This window comes from Clostridium nigeriense, from assembly GCF_050585245.1.
Lineage (GTDB): Bacteria > Bacillota > Clostridia > Clostridiales > Clostridiaceae > Clostridium > Clostridium nigeriense_A.
Genome location: NZ_JBNOOF010000002.1, coordinates 547,602 through 567,253 on the forward strand (window position 1 = coordinate 547,602; position 19,652 = coordinate 567,253).

At 29.5% G+C, this 19,652-nt stretch carries 16 protein-coding genes; 14 read left to right on the forward strand and 2 right to left on the reverse strand.

From position 1 onward, the window contains the following. Nucleotides 1-3 precede the first annotated feature (3 nt). The 11 genes from ACQPUY_RS05915 to ACQPUY_RS05965 all read left to right on the forward strand — a co-directional run bounded on the left by ACQPUY_RS05915 (nucleotide 4) and on the right by ACQPUY_RS05965 (nucleotide 14,058). Nucleotides 4-678, forward strand: a complete 675-nt coding sequence (locus ACQPUY_RS05915) for a response regulator (protein WP_430840202.1) — start codon at nucleotides 4-6, stop codon at nucleotides 676-678. A gap of 197 nt (nucleotides 679-875) precedes the next feature. After that, nucleotides 876-1,031 (forward strand): zinc-ribbon domain-containing protein, encoded by a 156-nt coding sequence (locus ACQPUY_RS05920; protein ID WP_430840203.1) that lies wholly within the window; start codon nucleotides 876-878, stop codon nucleotides 1,029-1,031. Nucleotides 1,032-1,564: 533 nt separating this feature from the next. Beyond that, entirely contained in the window at nucleotides 1,565-5,311 is a 3,747-nt protein-coding gene (locus ACQPUY_RS05925) for a phosphoribosylformylglycinamidine synthase (RefSeq protein ID WP_430840204.1), read from the forward strand. Between the two features lie 247 nt (nucleotides 5,312-5,558). Further along, the gene (gene purE / locus ACQPUY_RS05930) at nucleotides 5,559-6,038 is read left to right on the forward strand and encodes a 5-(carboxyamino)imidazole ribonucleotide mutase (RefSeq protein ID WP_430840205.1); all 480 of its coding nucleotides are present in this window, start codon (nucleotides 5,559-5,561) and stop codon (nucleotides 6,036-6,038) included. Further along, nucleotides 6,038-6,751, forward strand: coding sequence for a phosphoribosylaminoimidazolesuccinocarboxamide synthase (purC, locus tag ACQPUY_RS05935; protein ID WP_430840206.1), 714 nt, complete (start codon nucleotides 6,038-6,040; stop codon nucleotides 6,749-6,751). Before purE ends, purC begins: the two co-directional genes overlap by 1 nt. An 89-nt stretch (nucleotides 6,752-6,840) precedes the next feature. Next, nucleotides 6,841-8,262 (forward strand): amidophosphoribosyltransferase, encoded by a 1,422-nt coding sequence (purF, locus tag ACQPUY_RS05940; RefSeq protein WP_430840207.1) that lies wholly within the window; start codon nucleotides 6,841-6,843, stop codon nucleotides 8,260-8,262. A 21-nt stretch (nucleotides 8,263-8,283) separates the two neighbouring features. Further along, nucleotides 8,284-9,285, forward strand: coding sequence for a phosphoribosylformylglycinamidine cyclo-ligase (gene purM / locus ACQPUY_RS05945; RefSeq protein ID WP_430840208.1), 1,002 nt, complete (start codon nucleotides 8,284-8,286; stop codon nucleotides 9,283-9,285). Further along, nucleotides 9,273-9,881, forward strand: coding sequence for a phosphoribosylglycinamide formyltransferase (gene purN, locus ACQPUY_RS05950; RefSeq protein WP_430840260.1), 609 nt, complete (start codon nucleotides 9,273-9,275; stop codon nucleotides 9,879-9,881). Before purM ends, purN begins: the two co-directional genes overlap by 13 nt. A gap of 145 nt (nucleotides 9,882-10,026) precedes the next feature. Continuing rightward, nucleotides 10,027-11,529, forward strand: coding sequence for a bifunctional phosphoribosylaminoimidazolecarboxamide formyltransferase/IMP cyclohydrolase (purH, locus tag ACQPUY_RS05955; protein WP_430840209.1), 1,503 nt, complete (start codon nucleotides 10,027-10,029; stop codon nucleotides 11,527-11,529). Nucleotides 11,530-11,674: 145 nt separating this feature from the next. Next, a complete protein-coding gene (purD, locus tag ACQPUY_RS05960) occupies nucleotides 11,675-12,922 on the forward strand; it encodes a phosphoribosylamine--glycine ligase (RefSeq protein WP_430840210.1) in 1,248 nt (415 codons plus the stop codon). A 638-nt stretch (nucleotides 12,923-13,560) separates the two neighbouring features. After that, nucleotides 13,561-14,058, forward strand: coding sequence for a hypothetical protein (locus tag ACQPUY_RS05965; protein ID WP_430840211.1), 498 nt, complete (start codon nucleotides 13,561-13,563; stop codon nucleotides 14,056-14,058). Here ACQPUY_RS05965 and ACQPUY_RS05970 read toward each other — a convergent pair. Both ACQPUY_RS05970 and ACQPUY_RS05975 read right to left on the reverse strand, forming a co-directional pair. Beyond that, a complete protein-coding gene (locus tag ACQPUY_RS05970) occupies nucleotides 14,048-14,998 on the reverse strand; it encodes an N-acetylmuramoyl-L-alanine amidase family protein (protein WP_430840261.1) in 951 nt (316 codons plus the stop codon). The genes ACQPUY_RS05965 and ACQPUY_RS05970 overlap by 11 nt on opposite strands. A 23-nt stretch (nucleotides 14,999-15,021) precedes the next feature. Continuing rightward, nucleotides 15,022-15,381 carry an SH3 domain-containing protein gene (locus ACQPUY_RS05975; protein WP_430840212.1) on the reverse strand — a complete coding sequence of 120 codons (360 nt, stop codon included), beginning with the start codon at nucleotides 15,379-15,381 and terminating at the stop codon, nucleotides 15,022-15,024. Nucleotides 15,382-15,640: 259 nt separating this feature from the next. Here ACQPUY_RS05975 and ACQPUY_RS05980 point away from each other — a divergent pair, with 259 nt between their 5' ends. The 3 genes from ACQPUY_RS05980 (at nucleotide 15,641) to ACQPUY_RS05990 (ending at nucleotide 19,604) form a co-directional block, all read left to right on the forward strand. Then, on the forward strand, nucleotides 15,641-15,934 hold the full coding sequence (locus tag ACQPUY_RS05980) for a hypothetical protein (RefSeq protein ID WP_430840213.1): 294 nt from the start codon (nucleotides 15,641-15,643) through the stop codon (nucleotides 15,932-15,934). 515 nt (nucleotides 15,935-16,449) lie between these two features. Next, nucleotides 16,450-18,354 carry an acyl-CoA dehydrogenase family protein gene (locus ACQPUY_RS05985; protein ID WP_430840214.1) on the forward strand — a complete coding sequence of 635 codons (1,905 nt, stop codon included), beginning with the start codon at nucleotides 16,450-16,452 and terminating at the stop codon, nucleotides 18,352-18,354. Nucleotides 18,355-18,401: 47 nt separating this feature from the next. Beyond that, nucleotides 18,402-19,604 (forward strand): FprA family A-type flavoprotein, encoded by a 1,203-nt coding sequence (locus tag ACQPUY_RS05990; protein ID WP_430840215.1) that lies wholly within the window; start codon nucleotides 18,402-18,404, stop codon nucleotides 19,602-19,604. Nucleotides 19,605-19,652 lie beyond the last annotated feature (48 nt).

A 19,652-nucleotide genomic window follows, 5' to 3' on the forward strand; every position in this document is an offset into this window, starting at 1 on the left:
TTTATGATAAAAGTATTAATTGTAGAAGATGATCCCATGGTAGCATTTATAAACAAACAATATTTAGATAAAATAGGTGGTATTAAAGTTTTAGGACCAGTAATTGATGAAGAAGAAATTATAGAAATATTAGAAAAGGAAAAAATAGATTTAATTCTTTTAGATGTATTTCTTCCTAAGAAAAGTGGAATAGAAATACTTAAAAGTTTAAGAATAAAAAAATATTTAGTTGATGTTATTATAATTAGTGCTGCAAATAGTTCTGATGAGATAAAAAAAGCTTTTGCTTATGGAACTGTGGATTATTTAATTAAACCATTTAACTATGAAAGATTTGAAGAAAGTATAAATAAATATAAGTTAAGGTATGAAATATTAAATAAAGAATTGAATATAAAGCAAGGAGATATAGATAGTTTGTATTCAAAACACATTAAAGGATACGATGTTCCTAAAGGGTTAAATAAATTGACCCTGGATAAAATAATTAAGATTTTAGATGTTGATTATAATAAAATGTGGAGTGTAAGAGAAATTGCATTTAATCTGAATATAAGTAATGTAACTGTGAAAAAATATATGGATTATTTAGAAGAAATAGATAAAATTTTTGTTGAAACTACATATGGAAATGTAGGAAGACCAGAGTTTAAATATAAACTGAAAAATAGTATATAAATAATAATTAAATATAAAGTTAAGAAAAATTTTCTTTTTTTAGAAAAAATACTAGATTTTTATGGATAAATATGATAATATTATTGAGTAGTCAAAAGGACTATAATATATTTGCTTTAAAGATTTTTATAGATAATGATATTCTCCGTTATAGAGATTAGTGTTACTAGAATAGTCTTTAAAATGGAGGGTTTAAAATGGAAGATAAGAAAATAATATGTAAAGATTGCGGAAATGAATTCATATTCACAGTTGGAGAACAAGAATTCTACAAAGAAAAAGGATTCGATAATGAACCAGTAAGATGTGCTGATTGCAGAAGAGCAAGAAAAGCTCAAAACAATAGAAGATAGTTAAAAAAGACTGTAGGTAATACTACAGTCTTTTTTATATTCTTTTGTAAATCTTAATCTTTATAATTTATCAAAGTAGTTTGTGCTGCATTTATTAAGTTTCCTATTGCTTTAAGAGTAAAATGTATTTCTTTTCTATTATTATGCAATTGTTCAGAATTTAATTAAGCATTGCTTAAATGATTTTCACAAGATCAAAGTTTTTCTAAAGCTAGTCTTAAATTTTCTTTAGTAGTTCTCTTTACAAATAACACCACCTTTATTTATATCTTTATTAGGCTACCATAAAAATTTTTAAAAAAATAACATAATATATCAAATATTTGATAAAAAACTTAAAGAATAAAACGTAAATTATGCATAGATAAAACGAATATAATTCGTTATATAACGAATTATATAATAAATTTTAATGATAAAGTTGACATTTAAATATTAAAATGATAGTCTTAAAATATAAATACGAAAAATATTTAAAAAACTAAATTTAATGTTCGGTTATCTTAGAACTGCTAGCTTTGGAGGTATGAAAGTTGAAGTTGAGATGTATATTTGTAGAAAAAAAGAAGGGATATGACGTAGAAGGGGAGAGCTTGCTAGAGGATTTTAAAAATAATTTAGGAGTGAATTATTTAGAGTCTGTTAGATTAATTAATAAATATACTTTAGGGGAAGTAAAAGAAGAGGAATATCAAAAAGCTCTTTATACTATATTTTCAGAAAAAACAGTAGATAATTTGTATGAAGATAATTTTAAACTTGGAGAAAATGAAATTGCCTTTGGAGTGGAGTTTTTACCAGGACAATATGATCAAAGAGCAGATTCAGCTTCAGAGTGCTATCAAATATTAACTTCAGGTGAAAAGATAGAAGTTAAGTGGACAAAAATAATAGTGTTAAAAGGTAATTTATCAAAAAATGATGTTGATAAAATCAAAAAATATTATATAAACCCAGTAGATTCAAGAGAAGTTAATGTGGATAATTTAGAACTATCATCAAAACTTCCAGAGCCAAAAGATGTAGAAATATTAAATGGATTTATAGATAAAAACAATTATGAAATTGAAAAGTTACATAGTGAAATGGGATTAGCTATGAGCTTAGAAGATATTAAACTAATAAGGGATTATTTCAAAAAAGAAGAAAGAGATCCAAGTATAACAGAAATAAAAGTTATAGATACTTATTGGTCAGATCACTGCAGACATACAACTTTTTCAACAGCAATAGAAAGTGTAGTTATTGAAGAAGGAGTTTATACAAGTCAAATAGTCAAGTCATACGATGCATATTTAAAATCAAGAAATTTTGTTTATGGTGAAACAGATAGAGATGAAACACTTATGGATATTGCTGTTATTACTATGAAGGAAATGAGAAAAAGAGGTCTTTTAGAAGATTTAGACGTTTCAGATGAAATAAATGCTTGTTCAATAAAAGTTAATATTGAAACAGATAAGGGAAATGATGAGTATTTAGTAATGTTTAAGAACGAAACTCATAATCATCCTACAGAAATAGAACCTTTTGGTGGAGCGGCTACATGTCTTGGTGGAGCGATTAGAGATCCGCTATCAGGAAGAACTTATGTATATCAAGCAATGAGAGTTACTGGTGCTGCTGACCCAACAGTTAGTATTGAAGAAACTTTAAAAGGAAAACTTCCTCAAAGAACTATTACTTTAGGAGCTGCTCATGGATATAGTTCTTATGGAAATCAAATAGGACTAGCAACAGGTCAAGTTGCAGAAGTTTATCATCAAAATTATGTTGCTAAAAGAATGGAAGTTGGTGCGGTAATTGCAGCAGCCCCTAAAGAAAATGTAGTAAGAGAAGAACCAAAAGCTGGTGATATCGTAATTCTTTTAGGTGGAAGAACTGGAAGAGATGGTTTAGGAGGTGCAACTGGATCATCTAAAGAACATACTGAAGATTCTATTAATGAATGTGGAGCAGAAGTACAAAAGGGTAACCCGGTAACAGAAAGAAAAATTCAAAGGTTATTTAGAAATTCTGAAGTTTCTAAAATGATAAAAAGATGTAATGATTTTGGTGCTGGTGGAGTGTCGGTAGCAATTGGAGAATTAACTAGGGGATTAGATATAGATTTAGACAAAGTTCCAAAGAAATATGCGGGATTAGATGGAACAGAAATTGCAATTTCTGAATCTCAAGAGAGAATGGCAGTTGTAATTAATAAAGAAAATGAAGATAGATTTATAGAATTAGCTAAGGAAGAAAATTTAGAGGCAGTAAAGGTTGCTGTTGTTACAGATTCTGAAAGACTTAAGATGTTCTGGAGAGGTAAAAATATAGTTGATTTAAAAAGAGAGTTTTTAGATACAAATGGAGCAAGACAAACTACTAATGTAAAAGTAGAATCTCCAGAAAAATATCCTTTCCTAATAAATGAAGATTTAAATGTAAAAGAAGAATGGATTAAGACATTAAGAAAGTTAAATGTATCGTCACAACAAGGGTTAGTAGAAAGATTTGATTCTACAATTGGAGCTGGAACAGTACTTATGCCATTTGGTGGTAAGTATCAAAAGACTCCTGCCGAGGGAATGGCAGCAAAGATACCAGTTTTACATGGCGAAAGTAAAGATGCTACTTTAATGACTTTTGGATTTAATCCTGAAATGGGAATATGGAGCCCATATCATATGGCTTATTATTCTGTTATCGAAGCAATAACTAAGCTTTCAGCTATGGGTGGAAATTATAAGAAAGCAAGACTAACATTGCAAGAGTATTTTGAGAGATTAGGTAAGAATGATATTAAATGGGGAAAACCATTTGCGGCTTTACTTGGGGCTTATCAAGCACAAATGGATTTAGGAATACCTGCAATTGGTGGTAAAGATTCAATGTCTGGAACTTTTGGGGATTTAGATGTACCACCATCATTAGTAGCATTTGCAGTAGATGTAGAAAAGGCAAATAATATTATTTCTCCAGAGTTTAAAAATAATAATTCTAAATTAGTTTTATTAGTGGCAGAAAAAAATGATGATATGACGTTAAAGGTTAAGTCCTTTAAAAATAATTTAGATAAACTTCATAATTTAATATTAGAGAAAAAAGTTATATCAGCTTCATCAATAAAGTTTGGTGGATTAGTAGAGGCATTAACAAAGATGACATTAGGAAATAGAATTGGGGTAGAGCTTAAAGGATTAAATAAAGAAGAATTATTCGGGCTTAATTATGGAAGCTTAGTTTTAGAAGTTAAAAATGAAGTTGAAATAGAGAAGGAGTTTGAAGGTTGCGCTTATAAAGCAATAGGTAAGACTATAGAAGATAGGGCTGTAATTTTAAAAGATTATGATATTAACTTTAATATAGATATGTTAGAGGAAATATTAGAAGAAAAGTTATCAAAAGTATTTAAGATAAAAACTGAGGATAAGAAAGAAAATGTGAAATTAGATTTATTTGAAACTAAAGAAATAAAGAAACCAGCTATTAAAATAGCAAAACCTAGAGTATTTATACCAGTATTTCCAGGAACAAATTGTGAATATGATAGTGCAAAAGCTTTCAGAAAAGAAGGGGCAGAAGTTACTGAATTAGTTTTAAATAACATGAATAAAGAACTTTTAAATGAATCTATCTTAAAGATGGAAGAAATAATTAGAAAAAGTCAAATTATTATGTTGCCTGGTGGATTCTCTGCAGGAGACGAACCTGATGGTTCTGGTAAATTTATATCAACAGTCTTTAGAAATGAAAGAATTAAAGATGCTGTAATGGACTTACTTAAAAATAGGGATGGATTAATGTTAGGAATATGCAATGGGTTCCAAGCTCTCATTAAGTTGGGATTAGTACCTTATGGAGAAATTATTGATATAGAAGAAGATATGGCTACTTTAACTTACAATGAAATTAATAGGCATATGAGTTCAATAATTAGAACAAGAATTACTTCAAATAAATCACCGTGGTTTAGTGAAGTTAATATAGGGGATATTCATTCAGTTGCTATATCTCATGGTGAAGGAAGATTTGTAGCACCAAAGGAATTACTTCAAAAGTTAGAAGTAAATGGACAAATAGCAACTCAATATGTTGATTTAAATGGCAATGTATCTATGGACATGCCGTATAATCCTAATGGTTCGATGTTGGGTATTGAAGGAATAACAAGTCCAGATGGAAGAATTCTTGGTAAAATGGGACATTCAGAAAGAATTGGAGATAACCTCTATAAAAATATACCAGGAAATTTCGACCAAAAGATATTTAAAGCAGGAGTAAAATACTATGAATAATGAAAAATGTATAATTCATAATTAAGGAAATAAATCAAAGAAGTTGATTTATAGAATTAGAAGAATGTAATTACTTATCTAATGGAAAATAAAATTAATAAGAAATATATAATTAAAATATTTTTGACAATGAACAATACGTAATGAGTAATTTAGGATATAAAATAAAAAATTCAGTTAACTGAATTTTACCAGTAATTATCCATTATGCATCATGCATTATCAATTAATAAAAGGGCGGTTTTATATGAAGGTAGTAATATTTTTTGGAAGTAAATCAGATACTGATGTAATGAAAGGGGCAGCTAACTGTTTAAGAGAATTTGGAGTTGAATTTAAAGCATACGTGTTATCAGCTCATAGAGTTCCTGAAAAGTTAACTGAAACTTTAAAAGAGGCTGAAGAAAATGGTTGTGAAGTTGTTATTGCTGGAGCTGGTCTTGCAGCTCACTTACCAGGAGTTATAGCATCTCAAACTACAATGCCAGTTATAGGTGTTCCAATTAAGGGAGCTGTTGAAGGGTTAGATGCTTTATTTTCAATAGTTCAAATGCCTAAATCAATTCCAGTTGCAACAGTAGGAATCAATAATAGCTATAATGCAGGAATGCTTGCAGTTCAAATGCTTGCTATAAAGGATAAGGCTTTAAGAGAAAAATTAAATCAATTTAGAGTAGATATGAAAAAGAAATTTATAGATGAAAATGGAGAAGGAGTGGATTTATAATGGAAAAATTAGAAATGATGTATGAAGGAAAAGCAAAGAAAATATATTCAACAGATAAGGTTGATGAAGTAATAGTTTATTATAAGGATGATGCTACAGCATTTAATGGAGAAAAAAAGGGACAAATTGAAGATAAGGGTGTTTTAAATAATGCTATAACTTCAATGATATTTGAAATGTTAAATGAAAATGGTATTAAGACTCACTTTATTAAGAAGTTAAGTGAAAGAGAGCAGCTTTGTAAGAAGGTTGAGATTGTTCCTCTAGAAGTTATTGTAAGAAATGTTGCAGCAGGCTCAATGGCTAAGAGATTAGGTTTACAAGAAGGGTTTGAACTTAAGACAACAGTATTTGAATTATCATACAAAGATGATTCACTTGGAGATCCATTAATAAATGATTATCATGCAGTTGGAATTGGAGCAACTACTTTTGAAGAGTTAGATAAGATTTATGAAATGACTGCTAAAATTAATGAGTTACTTAAAGAATTCTTCATAAAGCAAAATATTAGATTAATTGATTTTAAATTAGAGTTTGGTAGATATAATGGAGAAATTTTATTAGCAGATGAAATATCACCAGATACATGTAGATTCTGGGATGCAACAACAGGAGAAAAGCTAGATAAAGATAGATTTAGAAGAGATTTAGGAAATGTAAAAGACGCTTACGTTGAAATATTAAATAGAATAGGAAAGAGAGCATTATAATTCATAATGCGTAATTGATAATGCATAATTAAGGAAATAACTCAGCGTAGCAGAGTTATTAATTATTCATTATTTATTTTTAATTGTAAATGGGGGTATTATTTTTGAGTTCGTATTTAATGTTTGATCCAAGTAATGATAAATTTAAAGATGAATGCGGAGTTTTTGGTGTTTATGTAAATAAACCTATGGATGTATCATCTATGACATATTACGGGTTATATGCACTTCAACATAGAGGACAAGAAAGTGCCGGAATAGCTGTTGCTAATGGTGAGGCAATCGATATTCATAAAGGAATGGGCCTTATAACAGAAGCTTTTTCTAATGAAAGTTTAAATAGACTTAAAGGGTTTGCAGGAATAGGACATGTTAGGTATTCTACAAGTGGTGATACAAGAATTGAAAATGCTCAACCATTACTGAGTCAATCAAAGCTTGGGTCAATAGCTATGGCTCATAATGGTACTTTAGTAAATGCTGATGTTATAAGAGGATTATTAGAAGATGGAGGACATGTTTTCCATACTTCTATTGATTCAGAAGTAATAGCTAATCTTATAGCAAGAGGAGCAAAAAAAGGTATTGAAAAGGCCATAATTGATGCAATTCAAGCTGTAAGAGGATCTTTTGCTATGGTAATTTTAACTGAAGATAAACTTATAGGTGTTAGAGATCCACATGGAATAAGACCCTTATGTCTTGGAAAAATGGAAGAAGGATATGTATTATCTTCTGAAAGTTGTGCTTTAGATGCTATAGGTGCTGAATTAGTAAGAGATATAGATCCAGGAGAAATTGTTATAATAGATGAAAATGGAATTAAATCTTATAAGTATTATGAAAATACACAATGTCAAACTTGTGCTTTTGAATATATTTATTTTGCAAGACCGGATTCAACAATAGATGGATTAGATGTTCATGAGTCAAGAGTAAGAGCAGGAGAACAGTTGTTTAATGAACATAAAATTGAAGCAGATGTAGTAGTTGCAGTTCCTGATTCAGGAATACCAGCAGCTATTGGATATTCAAAAGCATCTGGAATTCCATATGATACGGGGTTCGTAAAAAATAGATATGTAGGTAGAACATTCATAACTCCGTCTCAAGAAATTAGAGAGAGAGCAGTTGCAGTTAAGCTAAATCCGTTAAAAGTTAATGTTAATGGTAAAAGAGTAGTCTTAATTGATGATTCTATAGTTAGAGGAACTACTTCAAAATATTTAGTAGATTCTTTAAGAAGAGCTGGTGCTAAAGAAGTACATTTCTTAGTAGCATCACCTGTAGTTAAATTTCCATGTTATTTTGGAATTGATACACCATACAGAAGTGAGTTAATAGGAGCTAAAAAATCTACTGATGAGATTAGAGAAGCTATAGGATCAGATTCTTTAGGATACTTAAGTATGGAAGGAATGTATAAGTGTTTTAAAGAAAATTGTGGATATTGCGTTGGATGTTTTAATGGTATTTATCCAGTAGCAACACCAATGGAAGGCGCAAAATAAGGCTGAAAGGTAGTGTGTAAAATGATAACTTATAAAGAAGCTGGAGTTAATATAGAAGAAGGATATAGATCAGTAAAACTTATAAAAGAATATGCAAGCAGAACTATGAGTGAATATGTTTTAAATGGTCTTGGAAGTTTTGCTGGAATGGTTGAACTTCCAGAAGGATATAAAAAGCCTGTTTTGGTTTCAGGAACAGATGGAGTTGGAACTAAACTTGATATAGCATTTAAAACTAAAAAATATGATACAGTTGGAATAGATTGTGTAGCTATGTGTGTTAATGATATTTTATGCCATGGAGCTAAACCATTATTTTTCTTAGATTATATAGCATGTGGAAAGCTTCAGGCAGAAGTAGCAGCAGATTTAGTTAAGGGAATTTCAGAAGGATGCATTCAAGGTGATTGTGCTTTAGTTGGTGGAGAAACAGCGGAAATGCCTGGATTTTATAAAGATGGCGAATATGATATGGCTGGATTTGCAGTAGGAATAGTTGATAAAGATAAAATAATAAATGGTAAGAATATAAAAGTAGGAGATAAGCTTATTGGAATTGCATCTTCTGGATTACATTCGAATGGATATTCTTTAGTTAGGAAATTATTTTCAGATTTAAATGAAGATTTAGGTGGAAAAGAAGCTTGGAAGACTTTGATAACTCCAACTAAAATTTATGTTAAACCAATTTTAAAACTACTTGAAAGCTTTGATATAAAAGGAATGGCTCATATTACAGGTGGAGGATTTATTGAAAATGTTCCAAGAATGTTTAATGAGGAAGGATTAACAGCTGTTATAAATAAAGATAGTTATCCATTACCTTTAGTTTTTGAAAAAATAATAGAAAAAGGTGTTAATAAAGATCATATGTATAATACCTTTAACATGGGAATTGGTTTTGTATTATGTGTAGATGAAGCAGATGTAAATCCTATTATAAAAGCATTAATTGAAATGGGGGAAAAAGCTTATGAAATAGGTTATATAACATCTGGAGGTGAAGGTTGTTGTTTAAAATAGCAGTGCTTGCATCAGGAGGAGGGACAAACCTTCAATCAATAATAGATTCAATAGATAATGAAAATTTAAATTGTAAAATTGAAATGGTTATAGGAAGTAAAGAGGGAATATATGCATTAGAAAGAGCTAAGCTTAAGGGGATAAAAAGCTATGTAGTAAATAAAAAAGATTACGGAGATAAGACATCAGATAGAATATTAGAATTAACTAAGGGAAAAGTTGATTTAATAGTTCTAGCAGGTTATCTTTCAATACTTCAAGGAAATATTCTTAGAGAGTTTAAAGATAGAATTATTAATATTCATCCATCTTTAATACCTAGTTTTTGTGGACCGAAGATGTATGGATTAAAGGTTCATGAAGCAGTTATAAGTTCTGGAGTAAAATATACTGGTTGTACTGTACATTTTGTTAATGAAGAAGTAGATGGGGGAGCAATAATTCTTCAAGAAGTTGTACCAGTTTATTTTGAAGATACAAAGGAAGAATTGCAAAAAAGAGTTCTTGAAAAAGAACATATTTTATTACCTAAGGCAATCGATTTAATAACTAGAAATAAAATTGAAATCATAAATGGCAAGACGAGAATAGAGTAAATTGATAATTAATAGAGGATAATTGATAATTATGGATATAACTCACTGAAACTGAGTTGATAAATTAAAGAAATTCTGGAGAAATTTCATCAATAATTATGCAGTATCAATTATGAATTATCCATTAAAAAAGGAGTTATTTAAAATGATAAAAAGAGCATTAGTAAGTGTTTTTGATAAAGATGGTATTTTAGAATTTTCTAACTTTTTGCAAGATAAGGGAGTAGAAATAATATCTACAGGTGGAACATATAGGCATCTAAAAGAAAATGGGGTTAATGTAATAGAAGTTAACGAAGTTACTAATTTCCCAGAAATGCTAGATGGAAGAGTTAAAACTCTTCATCCAATTATACATGCGGGTATTCTTGCTATAAGAGATAATGAAGAGCATATGAATACTATTAAAGAAAGAAATATTGAAACTATAGATATGGTTATAGTTAATTTATACCCTTTCTTCCAAAAGGTTAGAGAAGACTTAAGCTTTGATGAAAAAGTTGAATTTATAGATATTGGTGGACCAACTATGCTTAGAGCAGCAGCAAAAAACTTTAAAGATGTTATTGTAATATCAGATAAGGAAGATTATAAAGCTGTTATGGAAGAAATAAATGAAAATGGAGATGTTTCAGTATCATTAAGAAAGAAATTAGCTGGAAAAGTATTTAATTTAATGAGTGCATATGATGCTGCAATATCTAATTTCTTACTTGAGGATGAAGAATATCCAGAGTATCTTTCAATATCATATAAGAAAAAGCAAGGCTTAAGATATGGAGAAAACCCTCATCAAAGTGCAGCTTACTATAGCTCAAATGAATTTGATGGAGCAATGAATAGTTTTGAAATATTAAATGGAAAAGAGTTATCTTATAACAACATTAAGGACTTAGATATTGCTTGGAAGGTTGCATGCGAATTTGAAGAAGTTGCTTGCTGTGGACTTAAACATAATACTCCTTGTGGAGTTGCTATAGGAGAAGCCCCTTTTGAAGTTTATAAAAAAGCTCATGATGCAGACCCAACGTCTATTTTTGGTGGAATAGTTGCTATAAATAGAAAAATAGATAAATCAACAGCAGAAGAAATGGTTAAAATATTTTTAGAAGTAGTAGCAGCACCAGATTATGATGAAGATGCTTTAGAAGTATTAAGAACTAAAAAGAATTTAAGAGTAATAAAATGTACTAATGAACCAAAGGCTAAAAAATATATGGTTACAGTAGATGGCGGTATATTAGTTCAAGAAGAAGATAGTAAGTTAATTAATGATGTAAAAGTAGTTACTGAAAAAACACCAACTGAAAAAGAAATGAAGGATTTACTATTTGGGATGAAAGTAGTTAAATACGTTAAATCTAATGCGATAGTTGCAATAAAAGATGGCGTAGCAGTAGGAATTGGTGGTGGACAAGTTAATAGAATTTGGGCTACTGAAGAAGCACTTCAAAGAGGAGAAGGAGCTACAGTATTAGCATCAGATGCTTTCTTCCCATTTAGAGATGTAGTAGATGAATGCGCTAAAAATGGAATAAAAGCCATAATTCAGCCAGGAGGATCAATAAGAGATCAAGAATCTATAGATGCTTGTAATGAACATGGAATAGCAATGGTGTTTACTGGAATTAGACACTTCAAACACTAAATATAAATAATGCATAATGCGTAATGGATAATGCATAATTAAGGATGAAATTCTTAAAGAATTTCTTTTATTTAATGACTCAACTATGTTGAGTCATTTCAACAATTACCAATTATGAATTATCAATTAATTTTGGGGGGATTTAATGAAAATATTATTAATTGGATCTGGTGGAAGAGAGCATGCTTTAGCATGGAAAATAGCTAAGAATAATAGAGTAGAAAAAATATATGTAGCTCCTGGTAATGGGGGAACTGCTAAAGAGCCTAAATGTGAAAATATAAATATAACTGATATAGATGAACTTTTAGAATTTGCTTTAAATAACTCAATTGAATTAACAGTTGTTGGACCAGAAGATCCATTAACTAAGGGCATAGTAGATAAATTTAAGGATAATGGACTGAAAATTTTTGGACCTAGTAAGGAAGCTTCAAGACTTGAAGGTAGTAAAAGTTTTTCTAAAGATTTTATGAAAAAGTATGGAGTTAAAACAGCTGAATATGAAGTGTTCTATGATTCACATAAAGCCTTAGATTATTTAGAAGGCTGTAGTTATCCTATAGTAGTTAAGGCTGATGGATTAGCAGCAGGAAAAGGTGTTGCTATTTGTGAAAATAAAGAAGAGGCAATAAATGCAGTAAAATCCTTTATGATAGATGATATATTTAAAGGAGCTGGCGAAAAAATTGTTATAGAAGAGTTTTTAGAAGGAGTTGAAGCATCAATTCTTTCAATCACTGATGGACAAACTATAATTCCATTTATTTCTGCAAAAGATCACAAGCAAATATTTGATGGAGGAAAAGGGCCAAACACCGGAGGAATGGGAGTTTTAGCACCAAATCCATATGTAACAGATGAAGTATTAAGAGATTTTGAAGAAAATATTATGAAAAAAACTTTAGTTGGTATAAGAGAAGAAGGTTTTGACTTTAAAGGAATTATCTTCTTTGGACTTATGATAACGAAGAAAGGTTCATATCTTTTAGAATACAATGTAAGAATGGGTGATCCAGAAACTCAATCTGTTCTTTATTTAATGGAAAGTGATTTGCTAGAAATTATAGAAGCTGCATTAAGAGATGAATTATATAAGACCGAAGTTAAGTGGAAGTCAGGAGCTTGCGTAAATGTAGTTTTAGCATCAAAAGGTTATCCAGGAAGTTTTACAAAGGGTTATGAAATAAGCATTGAAGATGAAATTAAAGATAAAGTATTTTTAGCAGGAGCAACTTTAGAAGATAATATATTAAGAACTAATGGTGGAAGAGTACTTTCTGTAGTTGGAGTAGGAAATACAGTTGATGAAGCCAGAAAAGATGCATATAATTCTATAAATAAAGTGAAATTTATAGATAAGTATTTTAGAAATGATATTGGATTAATGTAGAAATATATAACTATAAGATATGAGGTGAGAATTGGAATTATGCTACAAAGTTAAAAGTAGTAAAATAGAATAATAAAAAAGGTATTATTTAGTAACTGACACTACGAAATAGTACCTTTTTACATAAGTTTATTTATATTAAACTAAAAATCATGACTTTTTCAAATTTTAATATCCTATAAGTAGCTTAAAAGTGTAATTTTTAATTTCTTCGTGAAAATTACTTTTAGCGAAATTTTATTAAGTTATATATTTTATAAATTATTAACTAGCAACTATCACCAGTCATATTAATAAGATAAGGAAATCTATCAATCGCTTCAATCATTTGCTTCAATCATTTCCACATCGAAAAAGAAATAGATTCTAAAAATATCAAGATTATAAGCAACAAGACTTGCATCTGAAAAATAAGCTTCTACTTTACTAACATTAGTATAATAATTACTAGATATTCTTGATAATCCAAATCTATCCTGAATTAAGAATCATACCAACAAAACTATATAGTGTAAATATATTTCCAATAGTAGTAGCTTCTTTTATAAGTTAGAGGTTATGTGTTAGAATATAACTTTTAAAAAAAATAAAATTAAATGTGATATAATATTAAATAAGAATTTGGGAAGGAAGTAGATATGAAATTATATAAATTAAAATTCTTATTAATTATTATTTTCATTATTTTAATTGTAATTCCTTTTTTACCCTATAAAATGCCAGAAAGAGATAGATATGAATATGACAACTTGATAAGATTAGAGATTCAATGTCATGAATGGAGTGGTGGGCCTAAAGTTATTGGTGGCCAAGAACATTTAGATAGATTTCTAGACACTTTACCTGACAAAACAATTTCAAGAGATACTGTAAATTTAATTGGAAATACTCCATTTAAAAGTATATCAACATTTAGGCAGGGAATTCCTTCATATAGTGAATTTGTTGTTTATGGAGAATTTAAAGAAGGTTATTCAAGATTTAATGAGGTTAGTTTTGATGTTAAAGAATGGTATCCTAAGAACAAATACGTAACACTATATGATAGTATGATTTTTTATAAATTAAAGATATATCCTATTTTAATTATTATAATTATTTTTTTTATATTAGCCAGTTTAAAAATTAAAAAGTAACCCAGTATGCATTATCTTCTTTAGCTGGAATTGGATAATTAGAAGATCCAGCCGGGATGTACCCAGTTTGAGTTCTTAAAGCTTTTACTGCACCTCTTTCAACTATAGAAGCATTTTCATTGAGAGATATGAAAGCGTATTCTGTTCTGTATACAACAGCTTCTGTTACTCCATTAGTTTTAAGATTCCATGCATATGCGAAACTATTATTTCCATCAGTAGCTGTATTACAAGAATAGAAAATACTATGTGTATTTTGGAATGCAGAGCTATTAATTTGGTTAAAATCAGCTATTTCAATATTGTAATTAGAACCAAATAATAATTTTCCTACTTCACCATGACCAAATAAAGTGAATTTGATTATTGGATATATTCTTTTACCAACACCTGAAATGTTACCAGTATTTATATAGTTAATAAATTCTGCTTTAGATTTAACAAATTGTATATTAGATCCAAAGACAGATGCACTATGTTTAAAATTATTAATATCTTCTTCAGAATAACTTCCTGAGTCTATTAACCATGTAATAACTTTTCCTGAGTCACTTGAGGTTCTTATATTTATTAATTTTTTGATAGCAGTTTCAATTAGTACAGCTGGCATTTTTGTTAATCTTAGAACTGCAAAATCAGCTTCTTTATGTCCTCTGTTGTAAGCTCCAATTTTATTTGAAATTGATGAGGCAATATCTACTGACAATCTTTTATTTTCAGCTGTGCTATTTGGATAAGTATAGCACTCTGTACCATAGGCACTACCACTTCCATCAAGGGCATTAGCATGAATTGATATGAAAAGGTCTGCGCCCCAGCTATTTGCCATTTCAGCTCTTTCAGCTAATTCCACACTAGTATCAGAATATCTTGAATGAGAAACCTGAATTCCTTTAGCGTTAAATAAGCCTGTTAATTTTTGAGCAATACTAAGGACAATATCTTTTTCTTTTAGTCCATTTCTTAATGCTCCAGAATCATTTCCTCAGTGTCCAGAATCAATAAATATCTTTTGTACTCCAGGCATTCCAACACCACTACAAGAACCACTAGAGCACCAGAAATATCTTCGCACACTCTCCATCTCTCCCCAGTAGTTTGATCTTTAACTGTCATATAAACTCTTCTGCCACTTCCACTAGTCCAGCTTATCCATGTATATTTGTCAGTTATAACCACTTGGTCATAAATAACTGATTCTCCTAAATGATACTGGTCTAATATTACCCCTGTAGTTGCACAGGGGATAGTTCTTATATTAAGGCTTATTTTGGGATAACATATACCATCTTCAGAATATGTATTAATTATTATTTCTGCCATAAAAATCACTCCTTGAAATTTTAATACTTTTTATTGCCGGCTTGAGTGACTAGTCATTAATTATAAAGTGAATTTAAAGCAAATTGTAAACTAAAAAAATTATAAAAAATAAAAAAATTATGTTTATAAATAGAACATATGTTTGTTTATAATTATATAGGGGAGGGATATATATGGAAAATAATATGTTAAAAAAATAATTAAGTATAGAAAAGGAGATAATAACTCTTTATTAGAAATTATAGAAATATTTAACCCTTTGATAAGTAAATATTCTAGATTATTAGATAAAGAAGATACAAGACAAGATTTGATTATACATTTAATAAAAGTTTTGAATAATATTCCGATGAATAATAAAAGTTTATTTAAGAATAAAGAGATAATTGGGTATATAGCTAAATCTATAAGAAATGAATATATAAAATTATCAAAAAAAAGAGATAAGATGAAACTTAATGAAATAGAATTAAGTTTAGATATAGAGATAAGTCATGAAGAGTGTGAAGCTGAATTTGAGATTTTAGATATGCATAATAGCAATCACTTCTAAGAAAGCAAGAGCTTCATCCATTTGAATCATTACATTTTAATTTTACTATTCCCCTTCAATAGTTATATTTTGAATTGGAGAAATAACATTTTCAGAAGAGTTATTTTGTGTATTTGAAGTTTCAGTATGAGAATGTTCAATAGATGTTATTTTAGGATAATTAAAGTCATCTTTATTGCATAATATTTATAAAAGGAAGTAAATATATTTTTCTATTTTTAATGTATAAAAATAGATATGGATTCCATTAACATTTTATAAAATATTAGTGGATAAATTTGTTAAGAATTATAAAATTTAGATATAATAAATGTAAAATTACAAATATTTTCAGAATAAATTGACAATGAATAGTATTAGTCTTACAATAATTATTATTAAGAAAGAAAAAATTTATTAATAAATTTTGTTATTTTAATAATATTTGCAGCATAAGTTTTAGCGTTTATTACAAATGTAAATGTGTTTTTTATTTAATTATTTAAATAAAACGCGAAATAAAAGGAGGCAGGTTTATGTTTTTTAAGACTACAGACCAACACGAAGAATTTCGTGCAAAAATTAGAGAATTTGCAGAGGCAGAAATAAGACCACAGGCATTAATGTGGGATAAGGAAAACATTTTTCCAACAGAAGTTGTTAAGAAATTAGGGAAAATGGGTGTAATGGGTACACCATATCCAAAAGAATATGGTGGATTAGGACAAGATGTTATTAGCTATGCTATTGCTGTAGAAGAACTTTCAAGAGTAGATGGTGGAACAGGCGTTATATTATCTGCTCACGTTTCATTAGGAAGTTATCCTATATTTGCTTTTGGAACTGAAGAGCAAAAACAAAAGTATTTAGTACCATTAGCAAGTGGAGAAAAAATTGCTGCTTTTGGATTAACTGAGCCAAATGCTGGTAGTGATGCAGGTGGAACTGAAACAACTGCTGTACTAGATGGTGATTATTATATTTTAAATGGTGGAAAAATATTTATAACTAATGCAGATAAAGCTGATACATATGTTGTATTTGCTGTAACTACACCAGATATTGGTGTTAAGGGCATTAGTGCTTTTATAGTTGAAAAAGGATGGGAAGGATTCACTTTTGGTGATCATTACGATAAAATGGGTATTCGTTCTTCATCAACAGCAGAATTAATATTTAATAACGTAAAAGTACCAAAAGAAAATTTATTGGGAAAAGAAGGAAAAGGCTTTAACATAGCTATGCAAACCCTTGATGGTGGACGTATAGGAATTGCAGCTCAAGCATTAGGTATTGCTCAAGGTGCATATGAAAATGCTTTAGAATATTCCAAAGAAAGAGTACAATTTGGAAAACCAATAGCTGAGCAACAAGGCATTTCATTTAAATTAGCAGATATGGCAACTAAAATAAGAGCTGCAAGATTATTAATATATAGCGCTGCAGATTTAAAAGAAAATCATGAGTCTTATTCTATGGAAGCTGCTATGGCTAAGATGTATGCTTCAGATATATGTTTAGAAGTAGTCAATGATGCTTTACAAATATTTGGAGGTTCAGGCTACTTAAAAGGTATGGAAGTTGAAAGAGCATACCGTGATGCTAAGATTTGTACTATTTATGAAGGAACTAATGAAATACAAAGAGTAGTTATAGCTTCTCATATAATAGGAAAGATGCCAAAGGGAGATAAAAAATCAAAGAAGAAGGCTGACCCATTGACAGGAGTACGTAAGAAGGTTATATTTAAGGAAGGTACTGCTAAAGAAAATGTAGACAAGCTTGTAGAAGCATTAAAAGCTGATGGATATGACTTTACTGTTGGAATAGATATTAATACTCCAATACAAAAAGCCGATCGTGTTGTTAGCGTAGGTAGAGGAATTGGAGAAGAAAAGAATATGGAACTTGCCAAGGCTTTAGCAATTCAAGCTGGTGCAGCTATTGGATCATCTCGTCCCGTAGCTGAAACATTAAAGTATTTACCTCTAAATCGTTACGTTGGAATGTCAGGACAAAAGTTTAATGGAAATCTTTATATAGCATGTGGTATATCAGGCGCAGGACAACATCTTAAAGGAATAAAGGATGCAACAACTATAGTTGCTATCAATACTAATCCTAATGCGCCAATATTTAAAAATTCCGATTATGGTATAGTTGGAGATATAATGGAAATAATGCCATTATTAACAGCTGCTTTAGATAATGGAGAACCAAAAAAGGATGCTCCTCCTATGAAAAAGATGAAGAGATCTATACCTAAGAAGACTACTCCTACATGGAAAACTTATGTATGTAGTGGTTGTGGATATGAATATGATCCAGCAATAGGTGATGAAGAAAATGATGTAGCACCAGAAACTCTATTTGAAGCCCTTCCAGAAGAATGGATTTGTCCGGATTGTGGTGAAGAAAAATCTAATTTTATAGAGGTTTAATCTTTAGCAAAAGTTTAAATTTTCATAGTCAAAAGGAGGATTAATTTATGTTTTGTGTTAGAAAGGTAACTGAAGACCTTTATTGGGTAGGCGGTAATGATAGACGTCTTGCTCTATTTGAGAATATTCATCCAATTCCAAGAGGGGTTTCATATAACTCATATTTATTATTGGATAAGAAAACAGTATTATTTGATACTGTAGATTGGTCAATATCTAGACAATTTTTAGAAAATATTGAAGCGGTTTTAAAAGGTAGAAAGCTTGATTATTTAGTAATAAATCATATGGAGCCAGACCATGGAGCTTCAATAGAAGAAATAATTCTTCGTTATCCAAATGTTAAAATAATAAGTACTGAAAAATCATTCTTATTAATGAGACAATTTGGTTTTGATGTAGATAATAGAATAATAGAAGTAAAAGATGGAGATGTAAAGTCTTTTGGTAAGCATGAAATTAAGTTCATAACTGCACCAATGGTACACTGGCCAGAAGTTATGGTAAGTTTCGATACTAAGAATGGAGTATTATTCTCAGCTGATGCTTTTGGAACTTTCGGAGCTTTAGATGGAAAATTATTTAATGATGAAGTGAATTTTGAACGTGACTGGATTGATGATGCTAGAAGATACTATACTAATATAGTTGGTAAGTATGGTCCTCATGTACAAGCATTACTTAAAAAGGCAAGTACTCTTGATATTAAGATGATTTGTCCATTACATGGACCAGTTTGGCGTACAAATTTAGAATATTTTATAGATAAGCACGATAAATGGAGTAAATATGAGCCAGAAGAAAAGGCTATAATGATAGTATACGCTTCTATGTATGGCAATACAGAATCAGCAGCTAATGCATTAGCAACTAAATTTGTTGAAAGAGGAATCACAAATGTAGTTATGTATGATGTTTCTAATACTCATGTATCTACATTAATTTCTGAGACATTTAGAGTTAGTCACATTGTTTTAGCTTCTGTAACATATAATTTAGGTATTTATCCATTAATGCACAACTATTTAATGGATATGAAAGCACTTAATGTTCAAAATAGAACTGTTGCTCTTATTGAAAATGGTTCTTGGGCAACTCAATCAGGAAAGCTAATGGGACAATTCCTTGATGGTATGAAGGGAATGAACGTATTAAATGACAAGCTTTCATTAGTATCTTCAATGAAGGAAGATAATATTGTTGATATGGATGGACTTGTTGAAAGTGTTATTGAATCTATGAATAAATAGTACATCACACGTACACTTATATAGTACTAACAATAAAGAAATCTGCGA